The 25,030-nt window shown below is 69.2% G+C and carries 13 protein-coding genes; 10 read left to right on the top strand and 3 right to left on the bottom strand.

Annotation, left to right across the window (positions count from 1 at the left end; all coding sequences use genetic code 11):
• Positions 1–267 precede the first annotated feature (267 nt).
• The 4 genes from ACWPN8_RS27620 (at position 268) to ACWPN8_RS27605 (ending at position 7,840) form a co-directional block, all read left to right on the top strand.
• Positions 268–3,297, top strand: coding sequence for a chemotaxis protein CheB (locus ACWPN8_RS27620; protein WP_492243078.1), 3,030 nt, complete (start codon positions 268–270; stop codon positions 3,295–3,297).
• Positions 3,294–5,933, top strand: a complete 2,640-nt coding sequence (locus tag ACWPN8_RS27615; RefSeq protein WP_492243077.1) for a hybrid sensor histidine kinase/response regulator — start codon at positions 3,294–3,296, stop codon at positions 5,931–5,933. The genes ACWPN8_RS27620 and ACWPN8_RS27615 overlap by 4 nt, the downstream gene beginning before the upstream one ends.
• A 148-nt stretch (positions 5,934–6,081) precedes the next feature.
• Complete coding sequence (locus ACWPN8_RS27610) at positions 6,082–7,404, top strand: sensor histidine kinase (RefSeq protein ID WP_492243076.1); 1,323 nt, start codon at positions 6,082–6,084, stop codon at positions 7,402–7,404.
• Between the two features lie 37 nt (positions 7,405–7,441).
• Positions 7,442–7,840, top strand: coding sequence for a response regulator (locus tag ACWPN8_RS27605; RefSeq protein ID WP_109095702.1), 399 nt, complete (start codon positions 7,442–7,444; stop codon positions 7,838–7,840).
• A gap of 172 nt (positions 7,841–8,012) precedes the next feature.
• On the opposite strand, the gene ACWPN8_RS27600 is transcribed toward ACWPN8_RS27605, so the two are convergent.
• Complete coding sequence (locus ACWPN8_RS27600) at positions 8,013–9,212, bottom strand: nitroreductase family protein (protein WP_492243075.1); 1,200 nt, start codon at positions 9,210–9,212, stop codon at positions 8,013–8,015.
• A gap of 15 nt (positions 9,213–9,227) precedes the next feature.
• Positions 9,228–10,178: an AEC family transporter gene (locus ACWPN8_RS27595; protein ID WP_247872743.1), complete on the bottom strand. Its 951-nt coding sequence runs from the start codon at positions 10,176–10,178 to the stop codon at positions 9,228–9,230.
• A gap of 379 nt (positions 10,179–10,557) precedes the next feature.
• Between ACWPN8_RS27595 and ACWPN8_RS27590 the strand changes: the two genes are divergently transcribed.
• From ACWPN8_RS27590 to ACWPN8_RS27565, 6 genes are all read left to right on the top strand, one after another.
• Complete coding sequence (locus ACWPN8_RS27590; RefSeq protein WP_492243074.1) at positions 10,558–11,106, top strand: AidA/PixA family protein; 549 nt, start codon at positions 10,558–10,560, stop codon at positions 11,104–11,106.
• 389 nt (positions 11,107–11,495) lie between these two features.
• Positions 11,496–16,232 (top strand): UDP-forming cellulose synthase catalytic subunit, encoded by a 4,737-nt coding sequence (bcsA, locus tag ACWPN8_RS27585; RefSeq protein WP_492243073.1) that lies wholly within the window; start codon positions 11,496–11,498, stop codon positions 16,230–16,232.
• The gene (locus ACWPN8_RS27580) at positions 16,229–17,302 is read left to right on the top strand and encodes a family 8 glycosyl hydrolase (RefSeq protein ID WP_492243072.1); all 1,074 of its coding nucleotides are present in this window, start codon (positions 16,229–16,231) and stop codon (positions 17,300–17,302) included. Before bcsA ends, ACWPN8_RS27580 begins: the two co-directional genes overlap by 4 nt.
• Complete coding sequence (locus tag ACWPN8_RS27575) at positions 17,299–19,125, top strand: hypothetical protein (RefSeq protein ID WP_492243071.1); 1,827 nt, start codon at positions 17,299–17,301, stop codon at positions 19,123–19,125. The genes ACWPN8_RS27580 and ACWPN8_RS27575 overlap by 4 nt, the downstream gene beginning before the upstream one ends.
• Positions 19,126–19,150: 25 nt before the next feature.
• On the top strand, positions 19,151–19,834 hold the full coding sequence (gene bcsN, locus ACWPN8_RS27570) for a cellulose biosynthesis protein BcsN (protein ID WP_492243070.1): 684 nt from the start codon (positions 19,151–19,153) through the stop codon (positions 19,832–19,834).
• A gap of 13 nt (positions 19,835–19,847) precedes the next feature.
• Entirely contained in the window at positions 19,848–21,521 is a 1,674-nt protein-coding gene (locus tag ACWPN8_RS27565) for a tetratricopeptide repeat protein (protein ID WP_492243069.1), read from the top strand.
• Positions 21,522–21,528: 7 nt separating this feature from the next.
• Here the strand turns inward: ACWPN8_RS27565 and ACWPN8_RS27560 are convergent, their stop codons facing one another.
• The gene (locus ACWPN8_RS27560) at positions 21,529–25,026 is read right to left on the bottom strand and encodes an indolepyruvate ferredoxin oxidoreductase family protein (protein ID WP_492243068.1); all 3,498 of its coding nucleotides are present in this window, start codon (positions 25,024–25,026) and stop codon (positions 21,529–21,531) included.
• Positions 25,027–25,030 lie beyond the last annotated feature (4 nt).

Genomic DNA, 25,030 nt, shown 5'->3' with positions numbered 1-25,030 from the left:
CCCCGTCCCAACCCCATCCCCGGCTTTCCGGCATTCGGTGCGGACTGGTGAGCCGGCGTGCCGGAGCAATGCTTTAGACACGATACATTCGTTATAAAACCAAAGTCAAATCGATGGAAAGATATGGACATTCCAGTTAAATGCACAATGTCGAAGAACGATGGCCTGCGACAGTCAAGTTGACCAAATCAAATGCGTTGGATATAGGCAGGGTCTGGCTTGCACAGACAACCGGCAGGCCGACGCCAGAAGGACTCGTTTATCACCGTGCCAACGGATACGCCCGCCACGCATCCTGACCCGACGCCCGCCGCATCGCCCGATGCAGACGCAGGGGGCGTTCCGGCGGAAGCGGGCGTTCCGGCGGAGACCGGCGCGCCGCCGGAGCCGGCCTGCTGCATCGTCGGCATCGGCGCCTCGGCCGGCGGGCTGGAGGCGTTGCAGCGCTTCTTCGACGCGGTGCCCGGCGACAGCGACCTCGCCTATGTCGTGGTCCAGCACCTGTCGCCGGTGCACAAGAGCCTGATGGTCGACCTGCTGGCGAAGCACACCGCCATGGATGTGGTGCAGGCGACCGACGGCGTTCCGGTCCAGCGCAACACCGTCTATCTGCTGCCGCCGGGCAAGCATCTGAGCATCGAGGATGGCCGGCTGCGGCTGACCGCCAAGGATGCCGGCGGCGGCATGAGCCTGCCGATCGACATCTTCCTGACCGCGCTCGCCCGCGACCAGGGGCCGTTCGCCATCGGCCTGATCCTGTCGGGGACCGGATCGGACGGCACGCGCGGCCTGATGGCGATCAAGTCGGCCGGCGGCTTCACCGCGGTCCAGCAGCCGGAGACCGCCCAGTTCGACGGCATGCCGCGCAGCGCGCTGGCCACCGGACAGATCGACGCCACCCTGGCGCCGGACGCTCTGCCGGCCCGCCTGATCGAGCATGCGCGCAAGACCCTGGCCCGCGCCCGCCCGATGCCGCCGCGCCAGCGGCGCGAGGACGGCGACGACCCGCTGGCCCAGATCATCGCGGTCATCCGCTCCGTCACCGGCGTCGATTTCTCGCATTACAAGCTCGCCACCCTGCTGCGGCGGATCGAGCGGCGGATGCAGGGCGCCGGCCTGGAGTCGATGGACGAGTATGCCGCCCTGCTGCGGCGGAACAGCGCCGAGACGGTCAACCTCTACAAGGAGATGCTGATCGGCGTCACCCGCTTCTTCCGGGACGAGGCGGCCTTCCGCGTCCTGGCCGACCGGGTGATCCCCAGCCTGCTCGCCAACCGCAGCCCGACCGACATGGTCCGCGTCTGGGTCTGCGGCTGCGCCAGCGGGGAGGAGGCCTATTCCATCGCCATCCTGTTCGCCGAGGCGCAGGAAAAGCTGGGGCGCAGCTTCGACGTCAAGATCTTCGCCACCGACATCGACCAGGACAGCATCGAGATCGCCAGCCTGGGCGAGTATCCGCGCGCGATTGCCGAGGACGTGTCGCAGGAGCGGCTGAGCCGCTTCTTCACCGCGCGCGGCGACAGCTACGTGGTGTCGCGCGACATCCGCCGCATGGTGGTGTTCGCCGCCCACAACATCATGCGCGACCCGCCCTTCACCAAGATCGACCTGCTGAGCTGCCGCAACCTGCTGATCTATATGGACCAGCCGTTGCAGCGGAAGGTCCTCAGCCTGTTCCAGTACGCCCTGCGCCAGAGCGGCTTCCTGTTCCTCGGCACCAGCGAGACGCTGGGCGACCTCCAGTCCGATTTCCACACCGTCGACAGCCGCAACAAGGTGTTCCAGAGCCTGCGCGCCGGCTCCTTCCGGCTGTCGCGCCTGCTGGTGCCGACGGTGGCGGCCCCGCTGGCCCGCCATGGCGAGGACGCCGTAAGCCATGGCATGGAGGAAGGGGCGGTCATCGACGAGGCCATCGGCGCGTTGATGAAGGCCTATGTGCCGCCCTGCCTGCTGGTCAACGAACAGATGACCATCATGCATGTCTTCGGCGACGCGTCGTCCCTGCTGAAGGTGCCGGCGGGCGAGGCGACGCTGAACGTGCTGAAGCTGCTGCCCTCCTCGGTCGCCATGGTGACGGGCACGGCACTCAACCGCGCCTTCCGCTCCGGCGAGGAGTTCGCGCTGTCCAACATCCCGGTCAAGGACCGCGAGGGGGTGGCGGCGCTTAGCCTGCGGGTCCAGCCCTATGTCGCGCGCAAGACCGGGCGCCGCTTCGCCCTGGTGGTGCTGGACCGGGCCAACATGCTGCCGCTGTCGGTTCCCGATTCCGACTTCGACCTGAATGCCGACGCCGCCGAGCGCATCCGCGGCCTGGAGCAGGAGCTGCTGTCGCGCGGCGAGAATCTCCAGGCGACCATCGAGGAGCTGGAAACCGCCAACGAGGAATTGCAGGCCACCAACGAAGAGCTGCTGGCCTCGAACGAAGAGTTGCAGAGCACCAACGAAGAGCTGCAATCGGTCAACGAGGAGCTTTACTCGGTCAACGCCGAATATCAGGCGAAGGTGGAGGAGCTGACCGAGATCACCAACGACTTGGACAACCTGCTGCGCTCGACCGAGATCGGCACGGTGTTTCTGGACGGCGACTTCGTCATCCGCCGCTTCACCCCGGCGGCGGCCGGCTTCATCAACATCATCCCGCGCGACATCGGCCGGTCCATCGCGCATCTGTCCACCAACATCGACTATCCCGACTTCCTCGCCGACATCCGCAAGGTGTTCGACGGGCAGGAGGCGGTGGAACGCCATGTCCGGGTCTATGACGGCCGCTGGGTGCTGACCCGCATCCTGCCCTACCTGACCGACAAGAGCCAGATCGGCGGCGTGGTGGTGACCTTCGTCGACGTGACGGAGACCAAGCAGGCGCAGGAGCGGTTGCAAAAGGTGCTGGACAGCCTGCCGGAACACATCGCCGTGACCGACCACGACGGCCGGATCGTCATGGTGAATGCCGCCTGGCGCGGTTTCGCCCAGCGCAACGGCGCCCCGGCGACCGAGCGCTGCGGCGTCGGCACCAACTATCTCGATGTCTGCCTCAACCCGGAGGCGGCGTCGACGGACAGCATCGCCCGCGCGGTGCATGACGGGCTGCGCCGCATCCTGGACGGCGAGGCCGATGATTTCTCCGTCGAATATCCCTGCCATTCGCCCGATGAACAACGCTGGTTCCTGATGCACGCCACCCGCCTGAACGACCAAGACGGCGGCATCGTCGTCAGCCACATCAACATAACCAACCGCAAGCTGATGGAATTGCAGTTCGACAATGCTGGTAAGGGCGACGGGGGCGACGAATGAGCGAGGATTCCTCCGGCCGACTGCGCCGCCGTGCCGAAACCATTCTCAACGGCGGGACGTTCGAGGCGACGGACGTCACCGCCACCTCGATGAAGGAACTGCTGCACGAGCTGTATGTCCATCAGGCCGAGCTTGAGATCCAGAACGAGGAACTGCGCGGCGCCCAGCAGGCGCTGGAGGCGTCCCGCCTGCAATATCTCCAGCTTTTCCAGTCGGTGCCGCTGGCCTGCCTGGCGGTGAACGCCGCCGGCATCGTCGGCGAGGCCAACGCCGCCGCCGAACGGCAGTTCGGCCTGCCGATGCTGCGGCTGAAGGGCCGCCCGCTGACCCTGCTGCTCGACAGCGTCGACCATGGCCGGCTGTTCACCGCGCTCGCCCGGCTGCGCGACCATGGCGAGTGGGTCCGGCAGGAGTTCCGCTATCTCGGGCCGCAGGGCACGATCATCGACGGGTTGACCGACGCCCGCCGGGTGACGCTGGACGACAGCGACCGCGGCGACGTGCTGCTGACCATCACCGACCTGACCGAACGCAACGCCTGGCTTCGCGAGGTGCAGCAGGCCCGCGACGATGCCGAGCGGGCGCGCGCCGACTATCACCACATCCTCCAGTCGGTCGGCGACGGCATCCTGGGAGTGGACGCCGACGGCCGCATCCGCTTCGTCAACGCCGCGGCGACGGCCATGACCGGCCATCTCGACCTCGACCTGATCGGCCGCCCTCCCTCCGACCTGTTTGCCGGACCGGCGGAGGCCGTAACCGGGCTGCCGGTCGGCGAAACGGACCCGGCGGCATCCCCGGCGGGCGGGGCGGCCCGTGCGCTGGCCCTGTCGCTGACCGACGGCCGGCCGCGCAGCGTCACCTGCGAGAAGCTCCGCCGGGAGAATGGCGGGACGCTGCTGGTGGAGGTCACCATCTCCCCCATGCTGGCGTCCGGCATGCGCCTCGCCCCGATGCAGGAGCGCATTCAGGGAGCCGTCGTCGCCTTCCGCGACGTCACCGCGCGGCGCACCGCCGAAGCGGCGCTGAACCTCAGCGAGCGGCGGCACCGGGTGCTGGTGCAGTCGCTGCACGATGCGCTGGCGATGACCGCGGTCGATGGCCGCAGCCTGCTGGCCAATGCCATGGCCGAGCGGCTGCTGGACGGCCCCGCCGGCGCCCTGCTCGACCCGATGGCGGCGGCCTTCGATGCGGAGGGCAAGGCAGAGAGCCGGGCGGACGGGCTGCTGGCGCCGGCCACCGCCCCGGCCACCATTGTCCCGACCACCGCCGGCCGCCGCTTCATCGACGCCAACGGCAACCGGCTGCATGGGCTGCCCCCCGCGGCGGAAGCGGCGCGCAGCGGCAAGCCGGTGGTCGAGCGCATCATCGGCGTGGTCGAGGGGGAGGAGGCGACTTCCCCCACCCGCTGGCTGCGGGTGTCGAGCCGCCCGGTCGCCGATCCGGCCGGCCATGTCGAGGCTGTGGTGTCCAGCGTCGCCGACATCACCGCGGTGAAGGCGCTGGAGCGCGAGCTGAACGTGGCGCTGGATGCGCGCGAGCGCTTCCTGGCGGCGGCGAGCCACGATCTGCGCCAGCCGGTGCAGGCCCTGATGCTGCTCTCCGACCTGCTGATGAAGGAATTGCTTGCCCCCGGCGCCCGGCGGATGGCGGAGCAGATCCAGTCCTCGCTCGGCGGGCTGGGCGGCATGCTGGACGGGATGCTCGACATCTCCAAGCTGGAAGCCGGGCTGGTCGCCCCCAATCCGGAAACGGTCGACATCGCCGCCCTGCTGGCCCGGCTGCATGGGGAATTCGTATCCGCGGCCGAGAAGGCGGGGCAGGCCCTGCGTCTGGTGGCGCCGCCTCTGACCACGCGCACCGATCCGCGGCTGCTGGAGCGGGTGCTGCGCGCCCTGCTGACCAATGCGCTGCATTTCGCACCCGGCGGGCGGGTGCTGATCGGGGCGCGGCAGCGCGGCGACCATGTGCAGATCGAGGTGTGGGACACCGGCATCGGCATCGCCGACCAGCACATCGACCGCATCTTCCAGGACTTCTACCAGGTCGGCAACGCCGCCCGCGACCGGCGTGAAGGGCTGGGGCTGGGGCTCAGCATCGCCAAGCGGCTGGTCACCATGCTGGGCGGCACCATCGACGTGACCTCCTCGCTGGGCCGCGGCAGCCGTTTCACCGTCAGCCTGCCCCTGACCGAAACCAGGCCGGACATGACCGACCGGTCCGGCAGCGCCGGCCGCAGCGGGACCGACGACAAGGCCGGGCGGCTGGTCATGCTGGTGGAGGACGACGCCGTCATCCGCATGGCGCTGGTCCTGATGCTGGAGGATTGGAACTATCGCGTTGCGGAGGCCGGCAGCGGGGCGGAGGCGGAGCAGCTGCTGGGCGACCTGATCGAGTCGGGGGAGGAGCCCGACCTGATCCTGGCCGATTACCGCCTGCCGGAAGGGACGACGGGGCTGATGGTGATGGACATGGTCCGCCGCCGCCTGTCGCGCGACATTCCCGGCGTGCTGCTGACCGGCGACACCTCGGCGGACCGGCTGCGGGAGGCGGCCGGCGCCCAATGCGCGTTGCTGCACAAGCCGATCCAGCCCGGCCGCCTGCACGATACGCTGGCGGCGGCGTTGAGTGGCTGACCGTGGCATGGGGCGCACCCCACAATCCCCCCGCAATCCTTCGCCGGCGCAGTTTTTCTTGATTCACGTCAATGCTCCGGACAGATGAAGATCCAGACTGTCCGAACTGTTCGGAGAGGTGAGTGACGGCGTAAAGCGGGGACAACCCATGCCCAACAGGACGGATGCCAGCCTTGCGCGCCGGATGGTGCGCGCCCGTGCCGCCAGACTATCGGCGCTGCTGCTTGGCGGCCTGTTCGTCGGCTTCCTGCTGCTCGTCGCCGTCTTCATCGAATATCGCCGTGCCATCGACTGGGTCGACCACACGCACGAGGTCATCTCCGCCGTCGAGGAGTTGCAATCCACCCTGTCCGACACCGAATCCGGCCAGCGCGGATACCTGCTGTTGCCGGACCCCATTCATCTCGCTGCCTACGAGGAGGGGAGGGAGCGCAGCCACCGGTTGCTGGATAGCATCGGGACGCTGACCGCCGACAACCCGGTGCAGCAGGACAAGGTGAAGGCCCTGCGCGCCCTGACCGCCGACAGGCTGGACCAGATAGCCGGGGTTCTGCGGCAGGTCACCGACGAAGGGCTGGAGCAGGCGCTGGCGACCATCCGCGAGGGAAAAGGCGCCTCCACGATGGCCGCGATCCGGCGCCTGACCGCCACCATGCGGGCGGAGGAGGACCTGCTGCTCGCCCGGCGCAGCCGGCATGCCACCATCCTGGAGTTGCTGACGATTGCCTATGGGGCCGTCTTCGTCACCGTCACCGGCTGGCTCTGCTTCTCCACCGTCCGGCGGATGGAGCGGGATTACCAGGCCGAGCGGGCGGAAGGGGAGGCGCTGGCCGCGACGTTGCAGGAGAACAGGATCCTGCTGGACGAGGTCAACCACCGGGTCAAGAACTCCTTGCAGATCGTCGCCAACCTGTTGCGGACCCAGGCGATGCGGCATCGCAGCGACGAGGTGCGGCAGGAATTGCTGGACAGCAGCAGCCGCGTGCTGGCGATCGCCGAGGTCCATCGCCGCCTCTATGGCGAGGGGGCGGTGTACGACACCGTCGAACTGACCGACCTGATCCGCAGCATCGCCGAAAACGCCGTCCCGCTCACCGGCAGTGCCGAACCGGCGATGACCATGGCGGCGGGCACGCCGCTGTCGGCGCCGGTCGACACCGCGGTGCCGGTGGCGCTGATCGTCAACGAGCTGCTGACCAACAGCTACAAGCACGCCTTTCCCGACGGGCGGCGCGGCAGGGTCACGGTGGATATGGCGGTGGCGGGGAACGAGGTCCGCATCGACGTTGCCGACGACGGCATCGGCCTGCCGGAGGGGGTCGCGAGCGGCGGTGGCGGCGGCTTCGGCCTGAACACGGTCCGCAATCTTACGCGGCAATTGAGGGGGCATCTGGAGATCGAACGTTTGACACCGGGGACGCGTTTCCTTTTAACTTTCCCGATGAAGCCGCACACTCCAACCCAGGCGTGATCCTCCCGGCCGACGCGCAGAATTTATAAGAAGAACAATGAAGATACTGATCATAGAGGATGAATTCCTGATCGCCGAGGGCGTGTCGCTGACTTTGCAGTCGGCCGGCCATGCGGTGACGGGAATCGCCGATGATCTGCCGACCGCTCTCGCCCTTGCCGGGCAGGAGAGGCCGGACATGGCCTTCGTCGACATCAAGCTGGCCAACGGCTCGAACGGGCTCGACGTCGCCCGCGCCTTGAAGGCGATGGGGATCGCTTGCGTCTTCGCCACCGGCAACCCGCCCAACAAGGCGCAGGCCGGCGGCGTCGGGCTGGGCTACATCGTCAAGCCCTTCTCGCCGCGCGTGCTGGTTCAGACCGCCGCCTTCGTCGCCGGCATGCTGTCGCCCTGCGCGCCGTCCGCGGCGGCGCCCCACGGGTTCGTGACGCTCTAACAGGGTGCGGAAAAAGGCTTTTGCGTCGCGAGGGAGGGGCTTTTCGGCAAGATTAGGAAAGGCCGAAGCAAGATACTGGTGGTATCTTGCAAGGTCTTGACGCGAGATTGCCGGAAAGAACCCGACCGCAGCAGCAAAATGGTTTTCCCGCACCCTGCTAAGGACGCCGCGCTCAGAATCCGGTGAAGCGGGTGAAGCCCTCGGCCGGTTCGCGCTCCGTCGGGAAATTGTTTTCCGGTGCCGACCAGTCTGCGAAGCCCAGCGCCATGCCGCTGGCGATGATCTCCGTGTCGGGCAGGCCCAGGTGCCGCGCAGTGATGGCGTGGCGGTAGCAGAAGGCGGCCTGGGGGCAGGTCTCCAGCCCGAAGCCGCGGGCGACGATCATCACGTTCTGCATGAACATGCCGAGGTCGAGCCACGCCCCCTTGCCCATGTCGCGGTCGATGCTGAAGAACAGCCCGACCGGCGCGCCGAAGAACAGCCAGTTCCGGCCATGCTGGCGCGCCATCCGATCGCGGTCGCCCTTGCCGATGCCGATGGAGCCGTAGAGCGCCCAGCCCACCGCCCGCCGGCGGCCCAGATAGGGCTCCCGCCAGGTTTCGGGGTAATAGGGATATTCCGGCACCTCCGGCTCCCCGGCCTCATGGGCGGCCAGCAGCTCCGCCGACAGGGCGGCGCGCGCCTCACCGGCAATGGCGTGGACCTTCCAGGGCTGGATGTTGGAGCCGCTCGGCGCGCGGGCGGCGAGGTCGAGGATGTGCCGCACCGTCTCCCGCTCCACCGGCGTGGCCAAAAAGGCGCGGATGCTGCGCCGGCCGGCGACGGCGTCGAGGACCGGCAGGGCGTTTTGCGAGGGCAGGGAGTCAGCGCTCATCGCCGGCCGCCTCTCCCCCATTTCTCCCTCGACCTCCACCGCCGGTTCGTGCCGAACCGGGAAATTGACGGACCGGGCGATGAAGCATTTCTCCGCCGCCTCGTGGTGCAGGGCCAGCGCCTTGGCGGCGTCGGATCCCGGCGCCAGCGTCACCCGCGGGCGCAGGACGACGGCGGTGAACTGGCCGCCGCCGTCGGCCTCCTCCTCCATCTCGCCGTCTGCGTCGTCGCTGTAGCCGGTGACGACGATCCCGGCGGCCGAGCAGAGATGCAGGTACCAGAGCTGGTGGCAGGAGGACAGGGCGCCGACCAGCATCTCCTCCGGGTTCCAGCGTGCCGGATCGCCGCGGAAGGCCGCGTCGGAAGTGGCGGGGATCGCCGGCTTGGTCCCGGCGCTCAGCGTGTGGTCGCGGCTGTAGGCCCGGTAGGACGAGGTGCCGGTGCCGAGATTGCCGGTCCAGTCGAGCCGGACGGCATAGCGGTGTTCCCTGTGCGCCATGAATCTCCTCCCAATCTACTGCATCACGAACATCAATAGCGCCGGCAGGCCGACGAAGGCCATGGCGGTGGACCCCAGCACCATGCCGGCGACATCCTCCGGCGCGTTGCCGTAGCGCAGCGCCCAGAGATAGTTGAAGACGGCCACCGGCATCGAGCTTTGCACCAGCACCACGCCGCGCGCCGCCCCGGTCAGCCCCATCGCCCAGGCCACCAGCAGCCCCATGGCGAAACCGGCGGCCAGCCGGAAGGCCGACATCGACAAAGCGCGCACCGCGCCGGAGAGGCGAAGCTTCGACAGCGCCACCCCCAGCGAGAACAGCATCAGCGGCACGGCGCAGTTGCCCAGCAGCGTGGTGGTGTTGCCGATCCACACCGGCAGCGGCAGTTCGGCGAGCTGGATCGCCACCGCCGCCGCCACTGCGTAGATCGTCGGGGTGCGCGCCATCTGTCCCAGGTCGAAGCGCCCGGCGGCCAGCGCCGGCCCCAGCGTGAACTGCCCCACCGACATCACCGCATAGAACAGCACGGCGAGGCTGAGGCCGTTCTCCCCGAAGGCGAACAGGCAGACCGGCAGCCCCAGGTTGCCGGCGTTGGGGAAGGCCATCGCCGGCACATAGACCCGCAGCGACAGCCCCGACGCCAGCAGCACCGGGACCGACGCCAGCGCCGTCAGCGCCATGCACAGCGTCGCCGCCAGCGCCATCTCCCCCATCACGTCGGCGGACAGGTGCAGCCGGGTCAGGGCGGAGAAGACCAGGCAGGGCGACGACACGTTGATCGCGAAGGTGGTGATGAAGGCGCTGTCGTAGGGCAGCTTCCCGCGGGTCCAGCCGTAACCGAGTGCCGCCACCACGAAAACCGGGGCCAGCACGGCGAAGGCGTCGGACAGAAGGGCTGAGATGGGCATGGAGACGGACGGAACCCTGCGCTGCAACAGGTGGGTGGGCGGACTGTCAGCCACCATGGCGGCATTCCCGCCCGCCGTCATCCCCCCAAGCCCAAGCCGGGACGCAGGGCAGCCGCGCGGCAGGGATCGGATGCCGCCGGGTAGGGCGGCAGCGGCGCCAGCCCTGGAAAGCATCCCAGTTGGCGCAATGGTATGCAAATTTCGGCTCGCATTCAAATGTAATCGTCAATGAACACAATAGTAATTTTTTAAATTTGCAATGAGCCCCAATGAATACGAAGGAAAATTATTATTTATTATTGTTTTGTTACTAACAATCTCATTATGAATTTTCAGATTCATTTTGAATCGCCGGTTGCTTTTTTCGTCTCATTAAATCAACTTAACAAGAGGCAGATTTGCCTAAACATAATTTCACGTAAAAGGATGATGGAAAATGTCAACTGTGAATATCGAGGTCGTCGTTGATGCTCAGACGATTTACAACACCTATCAAAGCAATCTGGGTTCTTTCGCGAGCCCGACGCCAATCGCGCACGAATACATTTATATGGTGACGCAGCCCGTGTTCGTGACGTCGACCACGCCGACGACCCAGGCGACGGCGGATCTGAACATCACCTGCAACGTCGGCGACAACGTTCGCTGGACCTTCTCGACGCTGTCGCAGGAGGTCGCGATGTACGCGCTGCCCTACCAGATCTCGACCTTCGCCGGAACCAACGTCATGTCGACGCCGCTGCCGATCATGCTCCAGCCGGACGAACCGATCATGACGCTGCCGGTCCCGGCGACCGGCCCCGCCTATACGGGGGCCACGCAGTACGACTATGTCATGCAGGCAACCATCACCAACAACGACGCCGGCACCGCGGAGCAGTACAAGGTCTACTTCATGCTGGTGCAGGCGAGTTCCTCGGGCGGCCTGACCACGGTCGGCTATTTCTCCTGGGATCCGACCATCACCGTCAATCCGCCGGCGTAATCGGTCCTGATCGATCCCCACTGATCGGGGGGGGCCGGGCCGCGCGGCGGGATGCTGCGGCCCGGCCCTCCCGAGTCGCAGCACTCCCGGTGAAGCGCCGCCGGTTCGGAGGACGGCCAGCGTTGCGATTTCGATGACACAGGTCCGGAGAAATACGGCTTTTTAGAAAGCTTCATCACAAGTCAGTAACGATTTGTAACGAAGCTTGAGCCATAAGGGGGCACCCACTAGGGTGCAATGGCCCCATTCTGCGGATCCGCATGACAACCTCGCCCGGCGCCAAGACCGTTGTTCGGCCCCTGAACAATAAGGCGCAGCAATCCAAGCGACAGCCGAACCTGAACAGCCGCCGATTCTCCCTGCGTTCGGTTCTGCTCTGGATTCTATTGTTGCTGTCGGCGGGTTTGTTTCTTGCGCTGGCCGCCTTGCCCGTTGGAAGATTTGCAAGCGCCGCCATCTCGGCCGGCGTGGTGGCCGCCGCCTTCGTGCTCGGGCGCTTCGCCCAGCGCTTCTGGCATGCCCGTACGCTGACCGTTCTGCTGCTGGCCTTCGTCACCTTCCGCTATTTCTTCTGGCGGCTGACCGGCACGCTGCCGCCGGTGGACGATCTGGTGAATTTCATTCCCGGCGTGACCCTGTTCGCTGCCGAGGCGCTGTCCTTCGTCCTGTTCCTGACCTCGCTGTTCGTCATCATCGACCCGCTCGCCCGCGAGCCGTCGGAACCGACGGGCGATCCCGCCTTCTGGCCCAGCGTCGACGTCTACATCCCCTCCTACAACGAGGAGCCGGAGCTGCTGGAGACGACGCTGGCCGCCGCGGTCTGCATCGACTATCCGCGCGACAAGCTGCACGTCTATCTGCTGGACGACGGCGGCACCGACCAGAAGCTGGCCCACAGCGATCCGGAGCAGGCCGCGGCGGCCTCGGCCCGGCGGGAGACGCTGACCGCGCTGTGCGAACGGTTGCAGGTCACCTACATGACCCGGCCGCGCAACGAGCATGCCAAGGCCGGCAACATCAACCACGCCTTTCACAAGACGTCCGGCGATCTGCTGCTGATCCTGGATGCCGACCATGTGCCCACCGTGGGCATCCTGAAGGCGACGGTCGGCTTCTTCCAGCAGGACCCCGGCCTGTTCCTAGTCCAGACCCCGCATTTCTTCGTCAATCCCGACCCGGTCGAATACAACCTCGGCACCTTCGAGCGGATGCCGAGCGAGAACGAGATGTTCTATTACTCGATCCAGCCCGGGCTGGACCGCTGGAACGGCTCCTTCTTCTGCGGATCCGCGGCCATCCTGCGCCGTGCCGCGCTGGAGGAGGTCGGCGGCTTCAGCGGCGACACGGTGACGGAGGATTGCGAGACCGCGCTGGAGCTGCATTCGCGCGGCTGGCGCAGCGTCTATCTGCCGCGCCCGCTGATCGCCGGGTTGCAGCCGGAGACCTTCGACAGCTTCATCGCCCAGCGGTCGCGCTGGACCCAGGGCATGATCCAGCTGTTCCTGCTGAAGAACCCGCTGTTCAAGCGCGGCCTGACCGTCTCGCAGCGGCTGTGCTACCTCAGCACCATGCTCTACTGGTTCTTCTGGTTCTGGCGGCCGATCTTCCTGCTGTCGCCGCTGTGCTATGCCCTGTTCGGGCTGGAGATCTACCGCATCAACCTGCCCGACTTCGGCTGCTTCGTCATCCCGCACGTCTTCGCCGCCGCCTTCCTGTCGCAGTTCCTGCACGGGCGGATGCGCTGGCCGCTGTTCTCGGAGCTGTACGAGTATCTGCAATCCTTCCACGTCTCCCGCGCGGCGCTGGCGACGCTGATCCGGCCGCGCGACCCGGTGTTCAAGGTGACCGCCAAGGGCCAGTCGGTGGAGGAGGACGGCTTCTCGCCGCTCGCCACCCCCTTCATCGTCACCACGCTGCTGCTGGCGGCCGGGCTGGCGGCCTGCGCATGGCGCTATTCCATCTTCCCCGAACACCGGGCGGCCATCGTTCCGGTGGCGGTGTGGTGCTCGCTGAGCCTGCTGCTGGCGCTGGGCGGCCTCGCCGTCGTCTATGAGCGCAAGCGCGTCCGCCGGCAGGAACGCTTCACCGTCGACCGCTCCGCGGTGCTGAAGTTCGAGGACGGCACTGTCATCGACCTGACGGTCGCCGACGTGTCGGCCGGCGGCGTCGGGCTGATCGTCGATCCGAAATGGCGCGAGCTGCTGAGCCGGCCCGACCAGAACGCCGGTGCTGACCATCGCCGCGACGGAGACGGAGGCGGCGACCACCACCGGCGTCCGCTTCTTCCGCATCGAGATGCGCAACGGCGAACTGGCGGTCGGCGCCGGCTTCGCCCCGCGCGACCGCCAGGACATCGTGGAGATGGCGCGCTTCGTCTTCGGCAACAGCGTCGGCTGGGACATCTTCCTCGACCGCAAGCGGGTGGCCGCCCCGACCTTCTTCGGCGGCCTGCTGTTCTTCGCCACCCGCGTGGTTCCGCGGCTGGGCCATGTCCTGCTGGCCCTGCCGGGCGCGCTGCGCCGCATCCTGACCTTCCAGGCTCCGTAACGGCGATGGCGGGTATGGGCAAACAGACCGGCGGGGGCCGGATGCTGCGGGCGTCGCCACGGACGGTGTTGGCGGCCCTGAGCGCGCTGCTGTCGCTGTGGATCGGCGTTTGGGCCGGGCCGGCGCTGGCCGCCGACCGCCGGGTGATCCCGCTGTCGAACCTGCGCGACGGCCAGCCCGAGGTCACGCTGCATGGTGAGACGGAGACGGTGGCGCTGCGCGCCGTCCTGCCGCCGGTGATCGGGCTGACCAGCGCCGTGCTGACGCTGACCTACGAGAACGGCATCGACATCCTGCCCGAAAAGGGATCGATGTCGGTCTTCATCAACGGCTCTCCGGTGGCGGACCTGCCGCTCGCCGCCTTCCGCGGGCCGGTCAACGCCTCCATCACGCTCCCCGGCAGCCTGATCCGCCCCGGCGAGAACCAGATCGTCTTCCAGACCAGCGCCCAGCACCGCGCCATCTGCACGGTCCGCGGCACCTACGATCTGTGGGCGCGGGTCAACCTCGCCGCCTCGTCGCTGACGCTGATGTCCGACGGCGGCGTGCCGGAGCCGGACCTCGCCATGGTGCGCCAGCTTCTGGCCTCCGCCGACCGGGCGCGGGAGCCGCTGGCCATCGTCCAGCCCGGCAGCGAGATCGACGCCGACCATCTCGGCTGGGGCTCCATGGTGGCGCAGTCCTACGGCCTGCTGCTGGGCGACCAGACCCCGCGGGTGGTGGCGGTGCCGGTCAAGCCCGCCGGCACTCCTCCCGGTGCTCCCGCCCCGACGCTGGAAAGCCTGCCGCTGCCGGGCGGCAAGAACATCCTGATCGGCACCCGCGACCGCCTCGCCCCCCTGCTGGGCGAGGCGCGGGCCGCCGCCATCGGCGGACCCTTCCTCGGCGTCTATCCCTATGCCGTCAACAAGGGCGGACCTGAAGGCAGCGGCGCCGGCGGCGGCGGATTCGTCGCCGTCGCTTCGGGGCGGACCCAGCAGGAGGTCGATCAGGCGGTGATGCGGCTGGCCGACGTGACCCGGCCGCTGCCGACCCAAACGGCGATGATCGTCACCGACGCGGCGGTCCCGGCCGCGCCGCCGGCCCCGCCGGTGCAGGCGGAGGGGCGCTACCGCCTGTCGGACCTCGGCTTCCAGACGGTGCAGCACAGCGGCTACCGCTACACCGGCCGCTTCGGCCTGACCCTGCCGGCCGGCTTCGCCCCGGTCAGCGACCGGTCCATCCTGTTCCACGTCAACGCCGCGTTCGAGGGCAACCTCGGCCCCGGCGCGGTGCTGAACGTCCGGGTCAACGGCAAGTCGGCCGGCGCCATGGAGATCGACAAGCGCTCCAGCGGCATCATCGACAATGGCGAGATGCCGCTGCCGATGGCGCTGTTCCGTCCCGGCCCCAACCTGATCGAGCTGGAGGCCGAACTGCCGCCGGCCGGCGGCACCGACTGCGTCTTCGCGGTGCGGCGCCCGACCTTCACCCTGCTGGACAGCTCCAGCATCGAAATCCCCGGCTTCGCCCGTCTGGTCACGCTGCCGAGCCTGGGCGGCTTCGCCAACACCGCCTTTCCCTATGGCGGCACCGCCGGGGGAGAGCAGGCGCCGCCCTTCGATCTGGTCGTCGTCGGGCGCGACCCCGCCTGGTTCGGCGCCGCCTGGAGCCTGACCGCCAAGCTGGCGCAGCGGGCCGGCGACCTGATGGCGGTGGTGCCCTACACCGGCTGGGACGGGCTGCCGAACGACAACGCGCTGATCGTCGGCCCGGTCGCGGCGCTGCCGCAGGCCGTCTTCACCTCGGCCCCGCTGCCGGCCGACCGGCTGGCCGGTCTCTTGGAGGCCGGCGCCCTGATCGCCCAGGCCAAGGCGCGGGGCGAGCCGATGGCGGCATCCGACCGCCGCGCCCTGGCCGACCGGCTGCGGCTGGGCTGGTCCGGCGCTGCCGCCCGTCCGGGACCGGCGCGGCCGGGGGGCGTGCCGCAGGGGCTGGGGCAGCAGATGGGCATCGCGGGCTCGGCGCTGGCCGCCGACGGCGGTGCGGCCAACCGTTGGCAGCGGATGGCGGGCGACGCCAAGGACCCGGCCGCCACCGGGCGCGGCTGGGTGCCCGACTGGGCGCGGCGGGTGATGGCGGCGGCGGCGCGCTACATCAACAGCTGGACGGTGGAGGAGGCGCCGGTCGACGTGGTGGCGCTGACCGAGAATGCCGAAACCCTGCCGGAGGCAGCGCTGCTGCAATACCGCGCGCCGGGGGCCGAGCCGCTGACCTGGACGCTGCTGACCGCCGCGGATCCGCGCGCCGTCGACCGTGCCATGCGCAGCCTGGGCGAGGCCGGGCTGTGGGACAAGCTGCGCGGCGGCGGGGCGCTGTGGAGCAGTGCTGCGCCGGCCATCACCACGCTGGAGGTGTCGCGTCCCTACCAGATCATTCTCAATCCCTTTGACATCGGCAACCTGATCCTGATTCTGGCCCGCAACCTGTCGCAGCGGATCGAGCTTCTGTTCGCCCTGCTGCTGGGGACGGCGGTGGTGCTGACGGTCAGCATGCGCCTTCTGCTGAAGAGCGGGCATCGGGAACGGAGCGGGTCATGACGTCCCCTGTCGGAACATCGCGGCGCGGCATGCTGGCCGGGACGGCCGCCCTCGGGCTGGCTGCGGCACTGCCGGCGGCATCGCGCGCCGCCCCCTATGACGGGGCGGCGTGGCGCCGCTATGCCGAACGCTTCCTGCTGCCGGAAGGCCGCATCGTCGACACCGGCAACAAGGGCATCAGCCATTCCGAAGGGCAGGGCTACGGCATGCTGCTGGCGGTGGCCGGGGGCGACCGTGCCGCCTTCGACCGGATGTGGGGCTGGACCCAGCGTGTGTTGATGGTGCGCGGCGACGGGCTGGTGGCGTGGCGCTGGACGCCCGACGGCGGGGTCGCCGACCGCAACAACGCATCCGACGGCGACATGCTGATCGCCTGGGCGCTGCTGCGCGCCGCCGAGACCTGGCAGGCGGAGGCCTACCGCACCGCCGCCGCCGCCATCGTCAAAGCGCTGGCCGCCGGGCTTCTGGTGGAGCAGGCCGGGCTGACCGTGCTGCTGCCGGGTCGCGACGGCTTCCGCAAGGGCGAGACGCTGGTCCTCAACCCCAGCTACTGGATTTTTCCCGCCATCCGCGCCTTCGCTGCACTGCCGGGGGGCGAGCGCTGGGGCAAGCTGTCGGATTCCGGGCTGGTGTTGCTGTCGAAGGCGCGCTTCGGCGGCTTCCAGCTGCCGCCGGACTGGATGACGCTCGACGCCGCCGGAACGGTGGGCATCGCCGATGGCTTCAAGAAACAGTATGGCTACGACGCCGTGCGGGTGCCGCTCTATCTGGCGATGGATGGCTACCGCGATCCCTATTACTTCCGCCCCTTCGCGACGCTGGCAACGAAATTTGGGGCCACCAAATATGGCGGCTCGGCGGTCCCCGCCACCGTGTCGCTGCCGGGCGGCACCACCACGCAGGTGGCGGCGTCGGTCGGCATGCTGGCGGTCTACCGGCTGGCCTGCAAGCTTGCCGGGGCCGGCGACGCCGTGACGGTGCCGCCGCTGGCGCCCGACGAGGATTACTACTCCACCACCTTGGCCCATCTGTCCGCGCTGGCGGCGCAAAGCCTGGGGATCGATCCGTGACCCGTCCTCTCCTCCTGTCCGCCCTCATCCTCGCCGCCACCGCCACCGGCGGCGGGTCGGATGCCTGGGCGCAGTCGAACGGCGGCGCCCGCGCGCTGGCTCCCGGCGTGAAGGTGGAGGTGGCGCCGGCTCCCGGCAGCGGCTCCGCCCCCGCCGCCGGCAAGGTGGACGAGACGGCGCTGCGCTATTATGCCCGCATCGGCGACGGCGAGCGGATGGAGGCGGAGATCGCCCGCCTGCGCGCCCTCGATCCCGGCTGGGAACCGCCCAAGGATCTGTTCGCGCCGCAGCCGGCCGCCACCGGCGTCGACGAAAGCCCGTTCTGGTCGCTGCTGTCCGCCGGCAAGGTGGCGGAGGCGCGCGCCGCCATCGCCGAGCAGCGGCGCAAGTCGCCGTCCTGGCAGCCGTCCGACAAGCTTCTCCAGGAACTCGACCTCGCCGAGAGCGCCGGGCGCATCCGCTCGGCCAGCGACACCAAGCGCTGGCAGGAGGTGGTCGATGCCGCCGCCGCCCAGCCGGAGGCGGTGGCCTGCAACCGGCTCGACAATGCATGGCGTCTGGCGGAGGCTTATGCCGAGCTGAAGCAGACCGACCGCGCCTTCGACACCTACAAGACCATCGTCACCACCTGCCCCAAGGCGAAGGAGCGGCGCGACACCATCTTCAAGGCGTCGCGCCATCTCAGCCCGGAACGGCTGCGCGAGCTGTCGGCGCTCGGCGCCACCGCCAACCCGGCGACGGGGGAGGACTACTCCGCCGTCCGCAGCGCCGAGGCGGAGCTGGAGACCGGCCGCCTGCTGGAGCGGCTCGGGAACGCGAAGCCCGGCGCCCTGTCGGCGGCCGACCTGTCGCGCGTCCAGGGCATCGTCCGCGACAAGCAGGACGCCGACGGCGCCATCGCGCTCGGCTGGTATTTCCAGAAGCAGAAGAATTTCGCCGAGGCGCAGGGCTGGTTCACCCAGGCCAACGAGTGGACGCCGTCGGACAAGGCGGCAGAGGGGCTGGTGCTGGCCTACAACGGCTTGGGCGACAAGGCGCAGGCCCGTGCCGCCGCCGCTCCGTGGAAGGGCAAGTCGAGCCGCATCGACCAGGCGCTGAAGGCGGTTGACCCGCCGCGCGGCCCCGCCGGCCCCGGCGGCGGACGCAGCGCACCGCAGGGCCCGAGCGAGCTTGACCGCGCGCTGGCCCGCCATGACTTCGCCGCGTGCATCAGCATCATCCGCGGCACCATTGCGAAAAGCGGCCCGACCGCCGCCCTGTTGCAGCAGCGCGGCTGGTGCCTCTTGGAGCTGAAGCGCCCGTCGGAGGCCGAGGCCGCCTTCGCCGAGGCGCAGACCCTGGCCGCCCGCGAGCCGGCAAAAGGCGGGGCTTCGGCGACGGGAACCGCGCCCGGAAAGGCGGGCAGCCGCAGCCCCGCCGCGTCGGGCCTGCCGCAGACGGCGACGCCGGCCCAGGAGAACGCCTATGGGCAGGCCATCGCGCGGCTGGCGACCGGCGACGTGACCGGCCTGACCCGCGACCTGCCGCGTGCCAATCTGACCGCGACGCAGCGGGCGGAAATCCGCGCCTCGCTGATGGCGACGGAGGCCGGCCGGGCGCTGGAGGACAAGCGCTACAACGACGTGCTGCGCCTGCTCGATGCCCGCAAGGAGCTGGAGCCGGAGCCGCGCAACCTCGGCATCGTGCGCGGCTGGGCGCTCTACAACCTGATGCGCTTCGACGAGGCCTACGTCCAGTTCAAGTCCATCGACGACCGGCTGAGCACCGAGGAATCGCGCGAAGGCCTCTCCACTGCCTGGAAGACGATCTACCATGACTGGTAAGGAAGCCCCGAGGGCCGTAATGGAGATGGCCGTGACTCCTGTTCCCCGAACCGCGGGGCGCGCCGCGCTGTGGGCGGCGTTGGCGGCGGCCATGCTGCTGACCTCCGGTTGCGCCGGCTGGGTCCGCGACAACCTGACCCAGTCGGCCACCCCCTGGCGCCGCATCCAGCCGGCGGCGCTGCCGGTCACGCTGCCGGACAGCCGCGACTTCCCCATCGTCGCCGCCCGCATGCGCGACACCGGTACGGTCTACAAGACCTACAATGTGGCGCTGGGCAACCCGACCTCGCTGGCCGGGGAGAACCGCCTGACCGTCGACGTGCAGACGCTGCCGGACAGCCTGTTCGGCGCGCTGGTCCAGCCGCCGCGCGTGTTCCCGGTGCCGCTCTACACCATGGAAACGCTGACGGCGACGACCCGGCGCGAGTTTCCCGACATGAAGGTGAAGGTCGCCGACATCGCCCGCCGCAACCGCTACGGCGACTACGACTATGCGACCGCCCAGGACGCGGAGAACAGCTGTGTCCTCGCCTGGCAGCTGATCACCGACCACAAGCGGATGCTGCCGGAACGGATCGAGGCCGTCCGGCTGGAATACCGGGTCTGCGGCGTCGGCTCCAACATCCGGGCATTGCTGGCCCCCTTCGACGGCCTGACCCTGACCCTGCCGGAGACGATCCTGGAAGCACAGGATCTGGGGGGACTTTAGGAGCGCGCCGGCGATGACCACGATATCCGAAGCCTTGCGCATCGCCGTCGGCCTGCACCAGGGCAACCGGCTGGCCGAGGCGGCGGACATCTACCGGAAGATCCTCCAGGCCGCCCCCGAGGTCGCCGACGCGTGGCACCTGCTGGGCGTTCTGCACCACCAGTCGGGCGAGCATGCCGAAGCGGTGCGGCTGATCGGCGAGGCGATCGGCCGGGATCCCCTGTGTGCCGCCTACCGCGACAATCTGGGATCGGCGCTGCGGGCGGCGACGCAGGCCGCCCAGGCGGCCGGCCAGCATCGGGCGGCGCTGGCGCTTGACCCCGCCTGGGTCAAGCCGTTCGGCAACCTCGCCGGCGCCCTGACCGACCTTGGCGACGCAACTGCAGCGGCTGAGGCGCTGCGCCGGGCCTTGCGGCTGGCGCCGGACACCGACGGCTACCTGCTGCGGCTCGGCGATTGCCTGTACGCCCAGGACCGGACGGCGGAGGCCGAGGCACACTACCGCCGGCTGGACGAGCTCCAGCCCGGCCGGCCCGACTGCCTGTACCGTCTCGGCCTGTGCCGGCTGGCGGCGAGCCGGGTGATGGGCGTCGCGCTCGCCGCTGCCGGCCGGCTGGTCGACCGGGCGGCCCTGGCCGAGGCCATCGCCGCCTTCGGCCGTGCCGCCGACGGCGGCCATGGCGATGCCTGCCGGAACCTGTTCGGGACGGCGGTCGTCGCGATCCAGACCGGCGTGATGGACGACGCGACGCTGGAGCGGGTCGCCGCCGCCGCCCGCCGCCGGCTGATGGCGGAGCCGCGCGACAGCGTCGCCCTGTCGGTGGTCTGCTACGCCCTCTACCGGCGGCAGCGGCTCGCCCTTGCCGAGCGCTATTTCCGCAAGTTCGCCCGCCATTGGACGGCGGAAGACATCGCCGCCGATTTCGAGATGCTGCTGTGGTCGATGGTGCATGGCGGGCCGGCCTTCTTCGCGCGGCTGGCCGCCGAGCCGCCGCACTGCTTCGCCCGTGCCGCCCGCCGCATGCCGGTGGCCCCCAAGTCCGATGGCCGGCCGATCCTGCTGGTCGGCTGCGACGGCGGTTACTGGCGCCGCTTCGGCGCCGGCTTTCTCGAAAGCTGGCAAAACAAGGCCGCTTCCTGCGCCCTGCATGTCCATGTCGTCAACCCGCCGGCCGATGTCGAGGCCGAGTTGATGCGGCTGGCCGGCGACGGCCTGCCGCTGTCGCTCTCCTGCGAGACCGTCGATCTGAGCGCCCTGCCGGAGCCGGTGCGGCTCACCTATTACGCCTCCGCCCGTTTCGCGGTGACGCAGCAGCTTTTGCGGGCGGGGGCCGGGCCGGTGATCCAGATCGATGTCGATGCGCTGCTGCTCGCCGATCCCGGCCTCGCCATGGCGGCGTGGCCGTCCTGGGACGTGGCGGTGATGCAGGACCGCCGGGGCCGCGGGCCCACCCGCGATTTCCTCGCCGGCTTCCTCGCCTTCAACCGCACACCGGCGGCACAGCGTTATCTCGACCTCGTCGCCGGCTATATCGGCCGGCATTTCGACGAGGGCCGGGCCTTCTGGGGGCTGGATCAGGCGGCCCCCTACTGCACCCACGACCATCTGGTCCGCAACGGCGAGGCGCCGGCCCTGATCCGCTTCGACTTTGAAGCCTTCCCCTTCCTGCATTTCCTCGAAAAGTAAGGCGGTCTCACGCCGCCTGTGCAGCCCGCTCGCGCAGCCGCTGTTCCAGCGCCCGCCAGCGCGGCTCGACCGCCTCCACCGCGCGCTGCTTGACCGGGCCGAAGCCGCGGATCTCCTGCGGCAAGGCCGCCAGCTCCACCGAGGTGGCGAGCCGGTCGGCCGACAGACGCTCGGCGATCTCCGCCACCGTCGCCTCGTAGCGGGCGACCAGGGCGCGCTCCATCTTCCGCTCCGCCGTGTAGCCGAACGGGTCGAGCGCCGTGCCGCGCAGCTTTTTCATCGCCGCCAGCCCGCGAAACACCGGCAGGATCCAGCCGCCCAGCGCCATCTTGCGCGGCTCGCCATAGCCGTTGGTGTCGCGCGACAGCAGGGGCGGGGCGAGGTGGAAGACCGGCTTCCAGTCGCCGTCGAAACGCTCCTCCAGGCTCTTGCGGAAGCTGGGGTCGCTGTGCAGGCGGGCGACCTCATACTCGTCCTTGTAGGCCATCAGCTTGAAGGCGCTGCGCGCCACCGCTTCGGCCAGCGCCGTCGATCCGGGGGCGACGCGGGCCTCCGCCTGCCTTGCCCGCTCTACCAGCGCGCGGTAACGGTCGGCATAGGCGCTGTCCTGATAATCGGCCAGGAACGCCGCCCTCCGCTCGACGATGCTCGCCAGATCGGTGGCCGGCGCGTCCTCTTCCGCCCCCAGTGTCGCCAGCAGCTCCGGCCGGTGCGCCGCGAGGCGGCCGAAGGCGAAGGCGCGCAGATTGGCGGGCACGCCGGTGCCGTTCAGCTCGATGGCACGGGTCAGCGCCTCCAGACCGACCGGCAGCAGCCCCTTCTGGAAGGCGACGCCCATCAGGAAGACGTTGGCGAGGATGCTGTCGCCGAACAGCGCGGTGACCACCCAGTTGGCGTCCACCACCTCCACCCGCTCGGGTCCCGCGGCGCGGCGCAAGGACCGCAGCAGCGATCCGGCATCGGGCAGTTTGCTACCATCGCGGGTGAAGGCGCCGGTCGGAGCGACATGGGCGTTCGCCACCACCCGCGTGCGGCCCAGCCGCACCGTCTTCAGCGCGTCCGGCGAGGCCGCGACCACCGTGTCGCAGGCCAGCACCAGCTGCGCCTGTTTCGGATCGATCCGCGCCTGATTGAGCCGCCCCGCATCCTCCGCCACCCGCAGATAGCTGTAGACCGCACCGCCCTTCTGCGCGAAGCCCATGAAGTCGAGCACCGAGGACGCCTTGCCCTCCAGATGCGCCGCCATCGCCAGCACCGCCCCGATGGTGACGATTCCGGTGCCGCCGACGCCGACGATGAGGATCTCGGCCGGGTCGGCACTGGCGGCAAGCTGCGGCAGCGGCAGCGCCGCCAGATCGTCGGCGAAGCGGGCGGCGACCCTGTCGGGGTTCGGCTTGCGCAATGACCCGCCGACCACCGAGACGAAGCTGGGGCAGAAGCCGTCGGCGCAGGAATAGTCCTTGTTGCAGCTGGACTGGTCGATCTGCCGCTTCACGCCGAATTCGGTTTGCTTGGGCTGCACCGACAGGCAGTTCGACTTCTTCCCGCAATCGCCGCAGCCTTCGCAGACCAGATCGTTGATCACCATCCGGCGCGCCGGGTCGGCCATGGTGCCGCGCTTGCGCCGGCGGCGCTTCTCCGCCGCACAGGTCTGCTCATAGACGATTGCCGTAACGCCGGGAATCTCGCGCATCTCGCGCTGGACGGCATCCAGTTCTTCGCGGTGATGCACGGTGGTGAAGGGGGCGAGGCCGGACCGGCTGTCGTATTTCTCCGGCGCGTCGCTGACCACGGCAATGCGGGTGATGCCCTCCGCCGCCAGCTGGCGGGTGATGGCGTCGACGGAGATCGGGCCGTCCACCGGCTGGCCGCCGGTCATGGCGACGGCGTCGTTGAACAGGATCTTGTAGGTGATGTTGATTCTGGCGGCCACCGCCTGCCGGATCGCCAGCAGGCCGGAATGGAAATAGGTGCCCTCGCCCAGATTCTGGAAGATGTGCGGGCGCTTGCTGAAGGGCGCCTGCCCGATCCAGCTGACGCCCTCGCCGCCCATCTGGCTGAGGCCGACCGTGTCGCGGTCCATCCACGACGCCATGAAATGGCAGCCGATGCCGGCCATCGCCTTGCTGCCGTCGGGCACCTTGGTCGAGCTGTTGTGCGGACAGCCGGAGCAGAAATAGGGCGTGCGGGGCAGGGCAGGGGCGGCGGGCGCCTCGCCCGGCAGCAGCTCCGCCAGCCTTGCGGAGAAATCACGCTGGGGGAAGCGGTGGCGGATGCGCTCCACCAGCGCCTTGGCGACAATCCAGGGCCGCAACTCCCCGGTGGCGGGCAGCAGGGGCGCGCCGAACTCGTCGGTCTTGCCGACGACGGCACGTGGCCGTTCGCCGGCCGGCAAATGGAACAGCAGATCCTTCAGCTGGCTCTCGATGACCGGCGCCTTCTCCTCGACCACGAGGATTTCTTCCGCGCCGCGCGCGGCGGTCAGGGCGAAGTCGGGCTCCAGCGGCCAGGACAGGCCGATCTTGTGGACCGACAGCCCGATCTCCGCCGCTTCCGCCGGGCCGATGCCCAGCAGGCGCAGCGCCTCCATCAGGTCGAGATGCGCCTTGCCGGTGGTGACGATGCGCAGCCAGCCGCCACTCCCAAGGACAGTGCGGTCGATGCGGTTGACGCGGGCGAAGGCCTTCACCGCCGCGACCTTGGCGGCCAGCCGCTCTTCGATGGCGAGGCTGGGCAGGTCGGGCCAGCGGTAATGCAGGCCCCCCGGCGGCGGATCGAACGGCACCGGCAGGAAGCCGCGCTCCAGCGACGGCAGCCGGACGGTGGCCGAGCTTTCCACCGATTCCGAGATCGCCTTGAAGCCGACCCACGCCCCGGAAAACCGCGACAGGGCGTAACCATAAAGCCCGAAATCGAGATACTCGCGCACGCCCGACGGGTTCAGCACCGGCATTGACCAAGCGATCATCGCAAGGTCGCTCTGGTGCGGCATGCTGGAGGACACGCAGCCATGGTCGTCGCCGGCCACCGCCAGCACGCCGCCGCGCGGCGAGCTGCCATAGGCGTTGGCATGCTTCAGCACGTCGCCGGAGCGGTCCACCCCCGGCCCCTTGCCGTACCACATGCCGAACACGCCATCGACGGTGGCCTCGCCGGAGGATTCGACCTGCTGGGTGCCCATGACGGCGGTGGCGCCCAGATCCTCGTTCACGCCGGGGACGAAGGTGATGGCGTGGGCGTCCAGATGCCGGCTAGCCTGCCACAGCGCCTGATCCAGCCCGCCCAGCGGCGAGCCGCGATAGCCGCTGACGAAGCCGGCGGTGTTCAGCCCCGCCCGCCGGTCGCTCTCCGCCTGGAGCAGCAGCAGCCGGACCAGCGCCTGGGTGCCGGACAGATAGACCTGCCCCTCGGTGCGGCAGTAGCGGTCGTCGAGGCGATAGCTCCGGTCGATCTCCGCCTGTTCCGGCCGCAGGCCTCCCCGCAATCCCGGCTGCATGCCGTCCATCTCT

It is taken from the genome of Azospirillum sp. UENF 112521 (assembly GCF_058780665.1).
The sequence above is the reverse complement of the archived record's forward strand: the minus strand, read 5'-3'. Positions and strand labels throughout refer to the sequence as shown.

What these genes read in the sequence shown, in the direction of transcription:
- ACWPN8_RS27615 (WP_492243077.1), top strand. Translation starts at nt 3,294, where the DNA reads ATGAGCGAGGATTCCTCCGGCCGACTGCGCCGCCGTGCCGAAACCATT.
- ACWPN8_RS27610 (WP_492243076.1), top strand. Translation starts at nt 6,082, where the DNA reads ATGCCCAACAGGACGGATGCCAGCCTTGCGCGCCGGATGGTGCGCGCC.
- ACWPN8_RS27605 (WP_109095702.1), top strand. Translation starts at nt 7,442, where the DNA reads ATGAAGATACTGATCATAGAGGATGAATTCCTGATCGCCGAGGGCGTG.
- ACWPN8_RS27600 (WP_492243075.1), bottom strand. Translation starts at nt 9,212, where the DNA reads ATGGCGCACAGGGAACACCGCTATGCCGTCCGGCTCGACTGGACCGGC.
- ACWPN8_RS27595 (WP_247872743.1), bottom strand. Translation starts at nt 10,178, where the DNA reads ATGGTGGCTGACAGTCCGCCCACCCACCTGTTGCAGCGCAGGGTTCCG.
- ACWPN8_RS27590 (WP_492243074.1), top strand. Translation starts at nt 10,558, where the DNA reads ATGTCAACTGTGAATATCGAGGTCGTCGTTGATGCTCAGACGATTTAC.
- ACWPN8_RS27580 (WP_492243072.1), top strand. Translation starts at nt 16,229, where the DNA reads ATGACGTCCCCTGTCGGAACATCGCGGCGCGGCATGCTGGCCGGGACG.
- bcsN (WP_492243070.1), top strand. Translation starts at nt 19,151, where the DNA reads ATGGCCGTGACTCCTGTTCCCCGAACCGCGGGGCGCGCCGCGCTGTGG.
- ACWPN8_RS27565 (WP_492243069.1), top strand. Translation starts at nt 19,848, where the DNA reads ATGACCACGATATCCGAAGCCTTGCGCATCGCCGTCGGCCTGCACCAG.
- ACWPN8_RS27560 (WP_492243068.1), bottom strand. Translation starts at nt 25,026, where the DNA reads ATGGACGGCATGCAGCCGGGATTGCGGGGAGGCCTGCGGCCGGAACAG.